At 72.8% G+C, this 13,840-nt stretch carries 12 protein-coding genes and 1 tRNA gene; 6 read left to right on the forward strand and 7 right to left on the reverse strand.

Annotated elements, in window-relative coordinates; genetic code table 11:
- Positions 1-10: 10 nt before the first annotated feature.
- Positions 11-214, forward strand: coding sequence for a hypothetical protein (locus OG373_RS22960; protein WP_397730784.1), 204 nt, complete (start codon positions 11-13; stop codon positions 212-214).
- 146 nt (positions 215-360) lie between these two features.
- A complete protein-coding gene (locus tag OG373_RS22965) occupies positions 361-1,710 on the forward strand; it encodes an ATP-binding protein (RefSeq protein WP_405440009.1) in 1,350 nt (449 codons plus the stop codon).
- Here the strand turns inward: OG373_RS22965 and OG373_RS22970 are convergent.
- The 3 genes from OG373_RS22970 to OG373_RS22980 all read right to left on the reverse strand — a co-directional run bounded on the left by OG373_RS22970 (position 1,613) and on the right by OG373_RS22980 (position 3,255).
- Positions 1,613-2,449 (reverse strand): nitroreductase/quinone reductase family protein, encoded by an 837-nt coding sequence (locus OG373_RS22970; RefSeq protein ID WP_405440012.1) that lies wholly within the window; start codon positions 2,447-2,449, stop codon positions 1,613-1,615. The two genes, OG373_RS22965 and OG373_RS22970, sit on opposite strands and share 98 nt — an antisense overlap.
- 231 nt (positions 2,450-2,680) lie before the next feature.
- A tRNA-Arg gene (locus OG373_RS22975) sits at positions 2,681-2,753 on the reverse strand.
- A gap of 106 nt (positions 2,754-2,859) precedes the next feature.
- Entirely contained in the window at positions 2,860-3,255 is a 396-nt protein-coding gene (locus OG373_RS22980) for a RidA family protein (protein ID WP_397730779.1), read from the reverse strand.
- A 97-nt stretch (positions 3,256-3,352) separates the two neighbouring features.
- Between OG373_RS22980 and OG373_RS22985 the strand changes: the two genes are divergently transcribed.
- The gene (locus OG373_RS22985; protein WP_405440015.1) at positions 3,353-4,324 is read left to right on the forward strand and encodes a helix-turn-helix transcriptional regulator; all 972 of its coding nucleotides are present in this window, start codon (positions 3,353-3,355) and stop codon (positions 4,322-4,324) included.
- Positions 4,325-4,331: 7 nt separating this feature from the next.
- On the opposite strand, the gene OG373_RS22990 is transcribed toward OG373_RS22985, so the two are convergent.
- The 4 genes from OG373_RS22990 to cseB all read right to left on the reverse strand — a co-directional run bounded on the left by OG373_RS22990 (position 4,332) and on the right by cseB (position 9,982).
- The gene (locus OG373_RS22990) at positions 4,332-6,905 is read right to left on the reverse strand and encodes an ABC transporter permease (RefSeq protein ID WP_405440016.1); all 2,574 of its coding nucleotides are present in this window, start codon (positions 6,903-6,905) and stop codon (positions 4,332-4,334) included.
- A gap of 84 nt (positions 6,906-6,989) precedes the next feature.
- Positions 6,990-7,763 (reverse strand): ABC transporter ATP-binding protein, encoded by a 774-nt coding sequence (locus OG373_RS22995; RefSeq protein WP_405444162.1) that lies wholly within the window; start codon positions 7,761-7,763, stop codon positions 6,990-6,992.
- A gap of 153 nt (positions 7,764-7,916) precedes the next feature.
- On the reverse strand, positions 7,917-9,239 hold the full coding sequence (locus tag OG373_RS23000) for an ATP-binding protein (RefSeq protein ID WP_405444164.1): 1,323 nt from the start codon (positions 9,237-9,239) through the stop codon (positions 7,917-7,919).
- Positions 9,240-9,253: 14 nt separating this feature from the next.
- Entirely contained in the window at positions 9,254-9,982 is a 729-nt protein-coding gene (cseB, locus tag OG373_RS23005) for a two-component system response regulator CseB (protein ID WP_405440017.1), read from the reverse strand.
- A gap of 1,258 nt (positions 9,983-11,240) precedes the next feature.
- Here cseB and OG373_RS23010 point away from each other — a divergent pair.
- The 3 genes from OG373_RS23010 to OG373_RS23020 all read left to right on the forward strand — a co-directional run bounded on the left by OG373_RS23010 (position 11,241) and on the right by OG373_RS23020 (position 13,821).
- Complete coding sequence (locus OG373_RS23010) at positions 11,241-12,029, forward strand: BTAD domain-containing putative transcriptional regulator (protein ID WP_405440018.1); 789 nt, start codon at positions 11,241-11,243, stop codon at positions 12,027-12,029.
- Positions 12,030-12,109: 80 nt separating this feature from the next.
- A complete protein-coding gene (locus OG373_RS23015) occupies positions 12,110-13,048 on the forward strand; it encodes a beta-ketoacyl-ACP synthase III (RefSeq protein ID WP_405440020.1) in 939 nt (312 codons plus the stop codon).
- 14 nt (positions 13,049-13,062) lie between these two features.
- Entirely contained in the window at positions 13,063-13,821 is a 759-nt protein-coding gene (locus tag OG373_RS23020) for a thioesterase II family protein (RefSeq protein WP_405440021.1), read from the forward strand.
- The last annotated feature ends 19 nt before the right edge of the window (positions 13,822-13,840 follow it).

Below are 13,840 nucleotides of genomic sequence, written 5' to 3' on the forward strand. Positions count from 1 at the left end.
TGACGACGGGATGAACAAAGAGCAGAAGCGGGATGTCCGGGCCACCCTCGCGAAGGCGCAGGAGCAGGCGCAACCGCCACGCTCTGCCGGTCACGGCTTCGACGGTCCGGTACGGAGCAAGGTCAAGGGCGGAATGCACACGAAGGCCGCGCTCAAGCGGGCCGGCACTCCGCAGGGCGACCGTATCGGCGAACGCACCAGTGGCCTGAGCTGACCGTGACGGCGCAGCCCTTCCGGCCGCAGCCGGAAGGGCTTCGTGCGCCGTGTCGCCGTCGCGGGCGCAATCTGGCCTGATCCCGTGCGATCCGGCCGGATCCCGCCGCTCACCCGGCGGGGCTGGCGCATTACCGTGAGCTGACCATGAAGAACATGCAGCGCGGCGAGCGGCTGCGGCCGCGCCGGCGGCTGCTGCCCGCCTGGACCTCGACCCTGACCTGGAAGGCCACGGTCTTCATCACCCTCATGTGCTGCGGCCTCGCGGCGCTGCTGGGCTGCCTCGTGCACGGCGCCATGACCCGCCAGACCGTGGGCACGGCCCGCGAGAAGGCACTGACCCGGCTGGAACGGACCGTCGAGGCGTACGAGGCCGGCGCGCGCATGCCGCGCGGCGAGGGCATCGATCCGGTGGGCCTGCCCCCGGAGCTGCGCGCCCTGGCCGTCGGCGGCAAGCGCGGCACCGCCGTCGGCCGGCAGCGCGGCCGCCCCGTGATGTGGGCGGCCGGGCCTGCCGCCCAGGGCACGGCGATAGCCGTCTCCGTGGACTTCCGTGCCAGCGAGCGGACCATCGCCGAACTGGACCGGGCCATCCTCGGCTCCTCCGGGCTCGCCATCGGCGGCACCCTCCTCATCGGCGCGTTCGTCGTCACCCGGATCACCCGGCGGCTGCACCTGACCGCGCAGGTGGCCCGCCGGATCAGCGCCGGCGACCTGGACGCGCGGGTCGACGACAGCAGGCGCAGCAAGGACGAGGTGGCGGCCGTATCCCGCGCCCTGGACACCATGGCCGCGTCGTTGCAGGGCAAGCTCGAAGCCGAGCAGCGGTTCACGGCGGACGTGGCCCATGAGCTCCGCACCCCGCTGACCGGCCTGAACGCGGCCGCCGAGTTGCTGCCGCCGGGCCGCCCGGCCGAGCTCGTACGGGACCGGGTGCGGGCGATGCGCTCGCTCACCGAGGACCTGCTGGAGATCTCCCGGCTGGAGACCCGCAGCGAACGCGTCGAACTGGACTCGCACGACCTGGCCGACCTGGCGGCGCGCGCGATCCGCGCCTCCGGCACCGACACGGCCCTGGAGGTGCGCGGCTCGCGCGGCTCCCTGCGGGTCGACACCGACCGCCGCCGCCTGGAGCGGATCCTGGGCAACCTCGTGACCAACGCGCACCGGCACGGCGCGCCCCCGGTCGCGCTCACGGTCGACGGCCGGACCCTGACGGTGACCGACTCGGGCCCCGGCTATCCGGAGTACTTGCTGACCACCGGCCCGCAGCGGTTCCGTACGGAAGGCACCGGCAAGGGCCACGGGCTGGGCCTGACCATTGCCACCGGCCAGGCGCGGACCCTCGGCGCCACCCTCACCTTCCGCAACCGGGAGGCGGGCGGCGCCGAGGCCCGCGTCACGCTCCCAGGGCCCGCAGCACCGGGAGCAACTGTGCCTCCTCCCCGTCGAGATGGGCCTCCAGCTCCCGGCTCATCCGCTCCACCCGCTCGCTGAAACCGGCGCCGGGTGCGTCCAGGGCACGTACCAGCTCCTCCTGCAGCCGGGCGATCGTGGCGTGCTCGGCGCCGATCCGGCGGAAGAACTCCCGCATGTGCGGATGCTGTTGCTCCAGGTACGGGAAGAGCCCGGCGTCCTCGCTGCGGTGATGGAACTCCAGCGAATGACAGAACGCCAGGCAGTGCTGCCGCAGTTGCAGCCCGAGCGAAGCCGCCCCGCCGCCCTGCGGCTCCGCGCGCGCGAGCTCCCGTACGAGGGCCAGCTGCGCCCGCAGCCAGCCGTGCACGTCGAGCAGCTTCCCGGCGATCCCGCCCTCCCCGGCGGGAACCTCGTGCGTGCGCTGGAGCGCGACGACGGGAATCACCCGGCGGGTGCGCTCCTGGTACTCCCCGTACCCGGGCTCCGCGCGGACGACCCGCGCGAACAGCTCGTCACGCCGCGCCCCTTCGGCGGGGACGGCGACGGCCTCGTACTCCTCGGCGCCGGTCTCGACCTGTACGAGGGGCCGCGCGAGCAGGTTGTGGTACCAGGCGGGATGCCGATCGGCCCCGGCGGCGGACGCGACGACGAGCAGCTGCCCGCCCTCGCGGACGAACCCGAGCGGGACGGTGTGCGGCTTCCCGGACCTGGCTCCGGTGGTGGTGAGCAGGATCAGCTCGGAACCTTCGAAGGGCCCGCCGACGTGGCCGGCGTTCGCCCTGAACTCTTCGATGACGGTGTGATTGAACGATGACACGGAGTGTGGATTTCCTCACGGTGTGTGTGCGTGCGACGGCAGCGAAACAACCGGGGGAGATCACCCGTAGCCGGTGGCGTACATGCCCATGGGCTCGGTCCTTCAACAACAGGTGCCTGCCCGACCACCGCCCGGCCCACATCTCAGTAGGCGGCGTCACGCGACACACCTGACATCAAACCACAACGCGAAGAGGCCCCCCGGTCGCTGTCGACCGGGGGGCCTCGTCCGTGCCCTCGGCAGGATTCGAACCTGCGACACCGGCTTTAGGAGAGCCGTGCTCTATCCCCTGAGCTACGAAGGCGGGGGCTTGTCGGACACCGTTCCGGAAACACCGCGGTAGCCGACTGACCGCTGACAGCCTAGCGGATCAGCTGGTCGGGGTCGCCCCGATTGATGCGAGGGTCGCCTCACGCGACGGCGGTGCCCTCCAGTTCGACCAGCTGGCCGGGGACGGCCAGGCGGGTCACGCCGAGCATCGTGGTGGTCGGTGCCACCCGGGCGGCGCCCAGGCGGGCCGCGAGGCCGCCGTAGTGCTGGAAGAGGAGATCGACGTCGGTCGTGTAGACGCCCAGCCGCACCAGGTTCGCCAGAGACATGCCGGCCTCGCCGAGCACGGCCTCCAGGTTGTCGATGCTCAGCGCCAACTGGGCCGCCATGTCCCCCTCGTGCTGCGGCCTGCCGTCGGCGCTCATCGCGGTCTGGCCCGAGAGGTACAGGGTCCGGGTGTGCCCGGAGACCAGCTCGCCCTGGTTGAACCCCATCTCCACCGACCACGTCACCGGGTTGATCGCCGTTCGCTCCATTGCCCCATCAGCTCCGTTCGATTCGTCGGACGTCGTGGTGGAGAGCCTCCCAACAAATCACGACACCCTCTGTCGTGTATTTCGATAAAGTTCGCGCATGCGCGCCGACCGGCTGGTCTCGCTGGTGCTCCTGCTGCGCCGGCACGGTCGGCTGACCGCGGACACGCTGGCGCGGGAGCTGGGGGTGTCCACCCGCACCGTGCTGCGGGACATCGACGCGCTGTCCGCGGCCGGCGTCCCCGTCTACGCAGAACGCGGTCGGCACGGCGGGTTCGCGCTGCTGCCCGGCTTCCGGACCGAGCTCACCGGACTGAACCACGACGAGGCCCTCGCCCTGCTGGCCGCCGGACCGGGGCGCGGCGAGCAGGTGTTCGGCCTCGGCCCCGCGCTCGCCTCGGCCCTGCGCAAAGTGGTCGACGCGCTTCCCGAAAGCCATCGGGCCACCGCGAGCGACGCGGCCGGGCGGTTCCTCGTGGACCCCGAGACCGACCTGCTCTCGCGCCGACCGGTCACGGACGAGGTGCCCGGCGCGGCGATGATCGAGATCCGGCGGGCGGTGCTCGCCGGACACAAACTGCGCATCCACTACGCGGCCACGGGCCGGGCACCGCAGTGGCGCACGGTTGACCCGATCGGGCTGGTCACCGTACGCGACCGGGGGTATCTGCTGGCCACGAGATCCGGCGCCGACCGCACCTACCGGCTGTCGCGGGTGCTGGCCGCCGAGGAACTCCCCGAACCGGCACAGCGGCCCGGCCGGGTCGACCTGGACCGGATCTGGCGGGAACGCTCCACGCGGTTCCTCGGCGACGGCCACCTCACGGTGCTGGTACGGGTGGACCCGGCGCGGCGGGAGGACCTGCTGGACATGGCGGTGGCCGTCCGCGCCGAGGAACCCGACGCGGACGGCCGGCTGCGGCTGGAGGTGACGTTCCAGGACGCACGCCACGCCGAATGGGCCCTGTGGCAGCTCGGCACCGACGCGGAGGCCCTCGCCCCGCAGTCCCTGCGCACCGCCCTGCGCGACCGCGCCGCCGCGATGGCCGGCCGCTACGCGGACCCGTCCTGAGACGGGGTCACAGCTCGGCCACCGCCTCCAGGGGGCTCAGGGCTGCCGCACGGCGGGCCGGGAGGGCGGCTGCCACCGTGCCCGTGGTGAGGGAGACCAGGCAGAGCAGGAGCAGGGTGCCCCAGGGGAGGGCCAGGGAATAGTCCTTCAGTGCGCCGTTGGTCAGGGCGCCGACCGTCCAGGCCCCGAACAGGCCCGCCGCCAGGCCCAGTAGGGTGCCGAAGGCCGCCACGGTCAGGGATTCGAGGCGGATCATCCGGCGGATGCCGGCGCGGTCCATGCCGATGGCGCGCAGCACGCCGATCTCGCGGGTGCGGTCCGAGACGGACATGGCCAGGGTGTTCATGATGCCGAGGACGGCGATCACACCGCCGAGGGCGAGCAGGCCGTACGTCAGGGTCAGCAGGGTGCTCAGGGAGCCGGCGGCCTCCTGGACCAGTTCGTCCCGGTCCTGGACCTTGAGCAGCGGGTTGTTGCCCGTCGCGGTGCGCAGCCGGTCCTTGGTGGCGCCGCTGTCGGCGCGGACGAGGACGCGCTGGACGGAACCGGGGTCGAAGCCGCTCCGCTGCACCTCGGTGCGCAGGCCCAGCGCGTCCTGGGCGGTGGGGTTGTCCTCGTAGACGCCGACGACCGTGTACGGGGTGAGGTCCTGGCCGGGGCCGCCGATACGGGCGGCCACGCGCCCGCCGGTGCTCACGCCGTTCTCGCGGGCGAGGGTGCGGGAGACGGCGATGCGGCCGGGTCCGAGGTCCTTCAGGGATCCGCTGACGAAGTCGAGCCTCATGACGGACGGGACGGCGGCGGGGTCGACGCCGGAGATCCGGCGGACGCCCCCGCCGATGAAGAGGGTGGAGTCGCTGACGGCGGTGGCCGTCCGCACCCCGGGAGTATCGGCCACCCGCCGGACGGCCTCCGGGTCGATGCCGGTGGTCGAGGTGTGGGTGCCGATCACGTAGTCGGCGCCGAGGCCCGCCGCGGCCTGCCGGTCGAGGGCCCGGCCGGTGGAGTGGCCGATGACGGCGAGTCCGGCGACCAGGGCCGTGCTGACCAACAGGGCGGAGGCGGTGGCGGCGGTGCGCCGCGGGTCGCGCAGCGCGTTGCGGTGGGCCAGGCGGCCGGCGATGCCGAGGCGGCCGGTCAGCCGCCCGCTCAGCCCGATCACGGGGACGGCGAGGAGCGGCGCCAGCACGATCACGGCGACGACGATCAGGGCGCAGCCGAACATCGCGCTCCGCAGGTTCTCCTCGGAGGCGTCCTTCGCCCCCGCGAGCGACAGCAGCAGCCCGGCGCCGAGCACGAGCAGGAGCGCTCCGGCCGCGCCGCGGACCCGGGACGCGGTGGCGGTGGGCGGCCGGTCGGCCGTGCGCATGGCCTCGACCGGGGCGATCCGCGCCGCCTTGCGGGACGGCAGCCACGCGGCGAGCACGGTGACGCCCACCCCGACGGCGAGCGCGGCCACCACGGGGAGCGGGCCGACCACCACGGGGCCGCGGGGCAGTTCCTGCTGGGTGGTGCCGAGGAGCTCCGGCAGTACGGAGGCGATCCCGAGACCGAGCGGGAAGCCGAGGGCCGATGCGGCGAGGCCGACCAGGACGGCCTCCTGGAGGAGGGAACGGACCACCTGACGGCGCGTGGCACCGATCGCGCGCAGCAGGGCGATCTCACGGGTGCGCCGGGCGACGAGCATGGTGAAGGTGTTGACGATGAGGAACGACCCGATGAACAGGGCCACTCCGGCGAAGACCAGCGACAGCTTCTCGTTGCCGCGGGTGATCGTGTCGACCAGGACGCTCTGCTGGTTGGCCAGGGCGGTGCCTGTGGTGGCCTCGGCCCGGTCGGCGGGGAGCACGGCGGAGACCCGTCGGGAGAGTTCGGCCTCGTCGGTGCCGGGTACGGCGGACAGATCGATCGAGGTGTAGCGGCCCGGGGAGGCGAACAACTCCTGTGCGGTGGCCCGGTCGAACAGGGTGAGCGTGCCGCCGGCGGTGACCCGGGTGTCCGCGGTGGTCACGATGCCGACGAGCCGCTTGGTCATCGTCGGGCCGTCGATGGCCAGGGTGATCCGGTCGCCGATGCGGAATCCGCCGTCGGCGGCGGTGCCGCTGTCCACGGCGATCTCGTCGCCGGTGCGGGGTGCGCGGCCCTCGGTCAGCGGGTGGCGGCCGTCCTTGCCGTCGGGGCCGGGGACGTACGCGGCCGCCCGGTGCGCCTGGATCCGGCCGGTACGAAGCGGGGAGCCGTCCGAGGCGTTCAGGGTGGCCGGGCCGTCGGCGCAGGGCCGTACGGCGGCGACGCCGGGCAGCGCGGCCAGCGTGCGGGCGAGTGCGTCGTCGAGCACGGTGGCGTGCTCGCCGGGGTCGGGTCCGGAGGACCCGGCAGCGGCGGGCGGGGGGTCCTTCGGGGTCACGGAGACGGCGATGTCGGCGTAGTTCTTCGACACGGCGGCCCGGTGGGCCGCGGTGGAGGAGTCCGCGAAGACGAGGGTGCCGGAGACGAAGGCGACGCCGAGGGTGACGGCGAGCACCGTCATCAGCAGCCGGGCCTTGTGCGCCAGGACGTTGCGCAGGGCTGTTTTCAGCATGGGTGGGCGGCTTTCGGGAGGGTCGGTAAGGCCTACGAAGACGGGGGCGATGCGGGGGTGCGGGGTGGTGCGGGGCGCCGTGCGTCAGTTCGTGCGGGCGCGGGTGTCGAACCGCTTCATCCGGTCCAGGACCCGGTCCGGGGTGGGGCGCACCATCTCGTCGACCAGGCGGCCGTCGGAGAGGAACACGACGCGGTCGGCGAAGCCTGCGGCGACCGGATCGTGCGTCACCATGACCACCGTCCGGCCCAGCTCGCGCACGGAGTCGCGGAGGAAGCCGAGGACCTGCGCCCCGGCCCGGGAGTCGAGGTTCCCGGTGGGCTCGTCACCGAAGACGATCGCGGGCCGGGTGACCAGGGCCCGGGCCACCGCCACGCGCTGCTGCTGCCCGCCGGAGAGCTGTCCGGGCCGGTGGTCCAGGCGATCGGAGAGGCCGACCATGGACACCACGCGCTCCAGCCACTGCCGGTCGGGACGCCGTCCGGCGATGGACAGCGGCAGCGTGATGTTCTCTCGAGCGGTCAGCGTGGGCAGCAGGTTGAAGGCCTGGAAGATGAAGCCGACCCGGTCCCGGCGCAGCTCGGTGAGCTGCCGGTCGCCCAGGCTGCCCAGCTCGGTGGTGCCGATGCGGACGGAGCCGGAGCTGACGGAGTCGAGGCCCGCGGCGCAGTGCATGAGGGTGGATTTGCCGCAGCCGGAGGGGCCCATGATCGCGGTGAACTCGGCCTCCCGGAAGGAGACGCTGACACGGTCCAGGGCCACCACCCGGGTGTCGCCGCTGCCGTAGACCTTCGACAGGTCGGTGGTGGAGGCCGCGACGCCGGGCGTCGGGTGCGCGGGGAACGGGTCGGGGGTCACGGTCACGGTCACGGGGACTCCACTTCGGGTGCGGGGCGAATGAGGGTGCACGCCGAAGGCTGTCGGGCGGACGTATCCGGGCCCGGGCCGCCGTGTATCGGACTCCGCGCCGTTGCGCAGCAGTTGTGTACGGGGGCGGTCGCGGCCGGCCGGTCAGAGGGGGAGACGCAGGGTGGCGACGGCGCCGCCGTCCGGGGCGTTGTCCAGGAGCAGCTCGGCGCCGAGCACCCGGGCCTGTCCCAGGGCGATGGTCAGGCCGAGGCCGTGCCCGGTGCCGCGCTCGGCGGCGCCCGTACGGAAGCGGCGCGGGCCGTCGAGCAGCAGGTCGGCGGGGAAGCCGGGGCCGTGGTCGCGGACGACGACGGTCCGGCCCGCCACGGTGACCCGCACCGGGGTCCGTCCGTGCCGGTGCGCGTTGACGACGAGGTTGCCGACGATCCGCTCCAGGCGGCGCGGGTCGGTCTCCACGGGGTCCCCGGCTTCCACGGACACCCCGGATCCGGCGGATCCACCACCGGATTCCGCGGGTTCACCGGGTTCCCCGGTCTCCACCTCCGTGTCGAGGCCGGTACGGGCCACCGCCTCGCGGACCACCGCCGCGAGCGGGACCCGCGCGTGCACCGGCGCCTCGGCGCCCGCGTCCAGCCGGGAGATCTCCAGCAGGTCCTCGACCAGGCCGCGCAGGTCGCGTACGCGGGCCCGCAGCAGGTCCTCCGTCTCGCCGGGCGGCAGCAGGTCGGCCGCGGCCAGCAGGCCGCCGACCGGGGTGCGCAGTTCGTGGGCCACGTCCGCCGTGAACTGCCGCTCGATGCGCAGCCGTCGGCCGAGACTGTCGGCCATGAGGTCGACGGTGGCGGCGATGTCGGTCACCTCGTCGCGGCCGCCGGCGCGCTCCCCGCCTCCGGTCGTGCGGGCGCCGGTGCGGGCGTCGAGGTCCCCGGCGGAGATCCGGGCCGCGGTCTCGGCGACCCGGCGCAGCCGGCGGGCGACCAGCCCGGCCCCGTAGACCGCCAGGGGCAGGGCCGCCGCGAGCGAGACGAGGGAGGCCACCGCCATGCTCGCGTCGAGCCGGCCCAGGTCGTGCAGTTGCGGGCTCATGTTGATGCGGACGGCCAGCACCGGGCTGCGCGGGCCGGCGACCCGCTGGGCGCCCCAGACGCTCGGCCCCAGGTTCCCGTCGATGTGCCCGTCGTAGGCCACCCGCCGGTCACCGTCGGACGGATGGCGCAGGGCGGCGGGCAGCTCGGCCGGATCGAGCTCGGCGCCGCCCGCCAGCGTTCCCGTGCGCCGGTAGACGTCCATGGCGGAGTACACCGAGTTGGTGGCCTCCATCCCGGCCCGGTCGCGGATGTCCCGTGCGGTCCAGAGGTGGACGAGTACGCCCACCACCAGGGCGACCAGGCACGCCGTGGTCGCCGCCAGCGCGGCGATCTTCCAGCGCAGGGGCACACGGGCCGGCCACCACGGCCGGGGCAGAAGGCGCACGGGTCTCAGCGCCTGAGCTTGTAGCCGAAGCCGCGGACCGTCTCGATCCGTTCCCGGCCCAGTTTCCTGCGCAGCCGCTGCACGGCCAGGTCCACGACCCGGCTGTCGCCGTCCCAGCCGTACTCCCAGACGTTGCGCAGCAGGGTGTGCCGCTCCAGCACGATGCCCGGGTGGGCCGCGAACTCCAGCAGCAGCTTCAGCTCGGTGGGGGTGAGCGCCACCGGGCTGCCGGAGACGGAGACCTCCATCCCGCCGGTGTCGACGGTCAGGTCCCCGAAGACCAGTACGCCGTCCTCCTGGCCGGTGGTGGGCTCGCCGCCCGGGGCGGGTGCGTAGGACGCCCGCCGCAGCAGCGAGCGGATGCGTGCCACGAGGACGTTCGTCTCCACGGGCTTGACCACGTAGTCGTCGGCCCCGGCCTCCAGACCGGCGACGACATCGAGGCCGTCGCCGCGGGCGGACATCATCAGGACCGGCACCAGGCTGGTCTCCCGGACCCTGCGGCACAGGCCGATCCCGTCGAGGCCGGGCAGCATCACGTCCAGGATCAGCAGGTCGAAGTCCTCGTGGTCGCGGAAGTGCTCCAGCCCGGTCAGGCCGTCGGCCGCGACCGTGACCCGGTAGCCGTAGCGCTCCAGGGCGACGGCGAAGGACCGGCGCATCAGGTCGTCGTCCTCGACCAGCAGCACACGGACCGGAGGCTGAGATTCCGGGGCCGGGGCGGGCGAGGACACGGGCGGGACTCCTGTTCGTACGGGCCGGGCGACATGCCGCTCCGGGCGTGAACCCGACACGCGGCCGGCGACCCGAAAGGAACGATACGGGAGGCACCGGGCACGGCGAGTGCCGTCGACGGCGGGTGCGCGGTCCGAGCGGCAGCCGAGCGCCGGGTGATACACCCCGGATACAAAGGCCCGCCGCCCGGCCGTTTCCGGGTACGGGTAGTTACTCATGTGATGGAGAGCAAAGGAGGTCGACTCGGACGTATCTCGATGGTTCGGTCGGCGGCGGCTCCCGGCGGTGGAGAATCCTGCCCGTGCGGCGGTGTTGTGAGGCCGGCCACCGGATTCTTTATCGCGACGAGCGGGGGCGCAGCGAGGGGCAAATGATTTGCTTATGCTTCCACTGCAACGGCCGGTGTGAGATCCCGCCGGGGCGGGGCAGCGCCTGACCGCCGCGGACGTGCGACCCCACGTCCTCGGCGGAGGCGGCTTCGCGGGGCCTGCCGGCCTCGCCGGACCTGCGGGCGGGTGGTCGGCCGGGGTGGGTGGATTCCTGCCGGGGGCGCGCCCCGGACGGTCCCTGATTACCTGTTCTGCGCCGGGAAAGCCGATGTGCGGGAGGTGTCGGAATTCGCTTCCGTCGGGCCCGTCACGAAGTCCATTCATTTCATATGATCCGCGGTGCTGGGAAATCCTTCATTTCGCGCGCCCGTGGCCGCCGCCGGGGCCCCGGCGAATGCGGTGCGAGCGGCAGTAATGGCGTCGGGTCGGATGGTGTCGGGAAATCGACTGCCCGCCGGAAGCGAATGATGATATGCGCTTGCGTCCGTTGTCCCGCCGGCTCGCCGCGGTCCGTGTCCGTCCCGGGTCTCGCGGCGCCCGGGACGGTCCCCTCCAGGTCGCCGAGCTGTTGCCGCACCGCCTCCACCCCCTACGGACCCGCGGCGCCACCCCGTGTTCCAGGCCGTTCGAAGTTGGCCTGAATGGCTGTTTGTGTTGGCGCAAAACAGTCGGCCGGAAGGGCTCGAAAAGTGGAAGCGAGTCATCCGAGAGGGGGGAGATGTGGTTGATTCGTGAGAGCCGCGCATAATCCGGCGAATCGTTCTCCGCACCTCAAGTGTTCCTCAGATGAGAGTTGACCGGCTTGACTCGATCTAGGTCCCCCAATGAAGATCTATGGGTGCGGAGGGGGGCTGCATGGTGCAGGCCGATCGTTTGCGTCCCCTTCGTGGCGAAAGATCTACCAGGGGGAAATACCGTGAAGTTTCAAGTGCTCGGACCAGTTGAGATAGAGACAGAGGACGGGACCCAGGTATCGCCCAGGGCGCTCAAGCTCCGCTCCCTGCTGGCCTACCTCTGTACGCACCACGGTGAGGCCGTGTCCTCCGGCCGGCTCATCGAGGCCCTCTGGTCGGGCACTCCTCCCCAGACCGCCTCCACCGCCCTCCACGTCTACGTCTCCAAGCTGCGCAAGCACCTCCACGCCCTCGACCTCGACGCCGCCGCGCTCATCACGACGCAGCCGCCCGGATACCGGCTGCGGCTCGTCGGCTGCGACCTCGACGTCTACGAGTTCGACCGCCTGCTGGGAGTCGCCCGGGAGTGCCGTCGGGCGGGCGACAGGGAAAAAGCTTCCAAAACTCTGGATCGGGCCATCTCGCTGTGGCGCGGACAGGCGCTGGAGGACCTGCGCGGCATACCCGCCTTCGAGTCCCTCGGCCGCCGCCTGGACGAGCGCCGCTCCTTCGCGCACGAGCAGCGGTTCGAGCTGGAGCTCGAACTCGGCAACCACAAGGCCCTCGTCGGAGAGATCTACTCCCTGCTCGACGACCGCTCCACCTGGGAGAACCTGTACGCCTACCTGATGGTGGCGCTGTACCGGAGCGGACGGACGGCCGAGGCCCTCGCGACGTACAGCAGGGTCCGGCGGAACCTCGTCGAGGACCACGGGATCGAGCCCGCACCACGTCTCCAGCGGCTCCAGCACGCGATCCTCACCCACGCGCCGGCCCTGGACGACTGTGGCGCAGATCAGTTGGTCGGCGTGCTGGCCGCATGAGGGACGGTGGTCCCGCTGCATAGGCTGACCATTGGTCAATCCGGACCCGCAGCGGGTCCACGGAGCGAGGAGAAACACTGATGGTCGGGTCGCGTGTCCTTGCCTTCGGGCACTATCAGCCGTCAAGGGTCCTGACCAACGCGGATCTTGAACAGATGGTCGAGACCAGCGACGAGTGGATCCAGAGCCGGGTCGGGATCAAAACGCGCCGGGTGGCGGCCGAGGACGAGTCGGTGTCGGACATGGCCACGAAGGCCGCCGAGCACGCTCTGGCCAATGCCGGACTCACCGGGGCGGACATCGACTTCGTCATCGTGGCCACCTGCACGGCGCTCGACCGCTCGCCCAACATGGCGGCCCGGGTGGCCGCCGCGGTGGGGGCCGAGGCGCCCGCGGCCATCGACGTGAACACGGCCTGCTCCGGGTTCCCGCACGCCATGGCCCTGGCCGACCAGAGCATACGGACGGGTTCCGCGACGAAGGCCCTGGTCATCGGGGTGGAGAAGCTCACCGACTTCGCCGACTGGACCGACCGCACCACCTGCGTGCTGGTCGGTGACGGTGCGGGCGCGGCCGTCGTGGTCGCCTCCGAGGAGCCGGGGATCAGCCCCGTCGTGTGGGGGTCCGTACCCGAGATGGGGCGGGCCGTGCGCATCGAGGCGCCGTCCAACACCTTCGCCCAGGAAGGGCAGTCGGTGTACCGCTGGGCCACCACGGCGCTGCCGAAGGTCGCGCTGGAGGTCTGCGAGCGGGCCGGTGTGAAGCCGGAGGAGCTGGGCGGCGTCGTGCTGCACCAGGCCAACCTGCGGATCATCGAGCCCCTCGCCCGCAAGATCGGGGCGGTCAACGCCGTCATAGCCAGGGACGTCGTCGACTCGGGCAACACCTCGGCCGCGAGCATCCCGCTGGCGCTCTCCAAGATCGTCGAACGGGGTGAGATCGAGAAGGGATCGCCCGTGCTGCTCTTCGCGTTCGGCGGGGGCCTGTCCTACGCCGGCCAGATCATCAACTGCCCGTGACGGGGGCCTTCGGCGTGACGACGACGCGTTCCCCCGCCGTGCCGTGGTGGCCGCTGCTGCGGCTGCGGGAGCCGGTGACCGCACCCCGGGTGCGGCTGCTGGTGTTCCCGCACTCCGGGGCCGGCCCCAACACCCTCTTCCCCGTGGTCGAGTCGCTGCCCGACCACGTGGAGGTGCTCGGGCTCTCGCTGCCCGGGCGCGAGCGCCGGTTCGGCGAGCCACCCGGCTGCCGGCTCGACCAGGTCCTGGACTCCGTCTCCGACGAGGTGCTCGGCCGGGACCCGCTGCCCACGGTGGTCTTCGGGCACAGCCTCGGCGCGCTCCTGGCCACCCGCGCCGCGCGCCTGCTCGGCGCGCACTGCCGGGCGGCCGTCGTCAGCGGGCAGGTGCCCGGCCGGACCCCGCGCCGGGCGCACGCGACCACCACCGAGGAGGACGCCGTCCGGCTGCTGCGGGACGGCGGCGGCACCCCGGAGTGGGTGCTGCACGATCCGGAGATGCTGGCCCACGTGACGCGCGTCCTGCGGGCCGACCTCGACCTCGGCCGGGAGGCCGCGGCCGGGTTCGAGGACGTACGGCTCGACGTGCCCCTGCACGTGCTCGGCGGCACGGCGGACCCGCTGGTCCCGCACGAGCCGCTGGACGGCTGGGCCGCTCACACGACCGGATCCTGCCGGGTGCTGCGGTTCGACGGCGACCACTTCTTCCTGCTGGCCGCGGAGCACCGCCCCACGGTCGCGGAGGTCCTGCGCCGGGCGCTCGCGGAGAACTGACGGGGCGCCGCGGCCGTTT

It is taken from the genome of Streptomyces avidinii, assembly GCF_045161815.1.
GTDB lineage: Bacteria > Actinomycetota > Actinomycetes > Streptomycetales > Streptomycetaceae > Streptomyces > Streptomyces avidinii.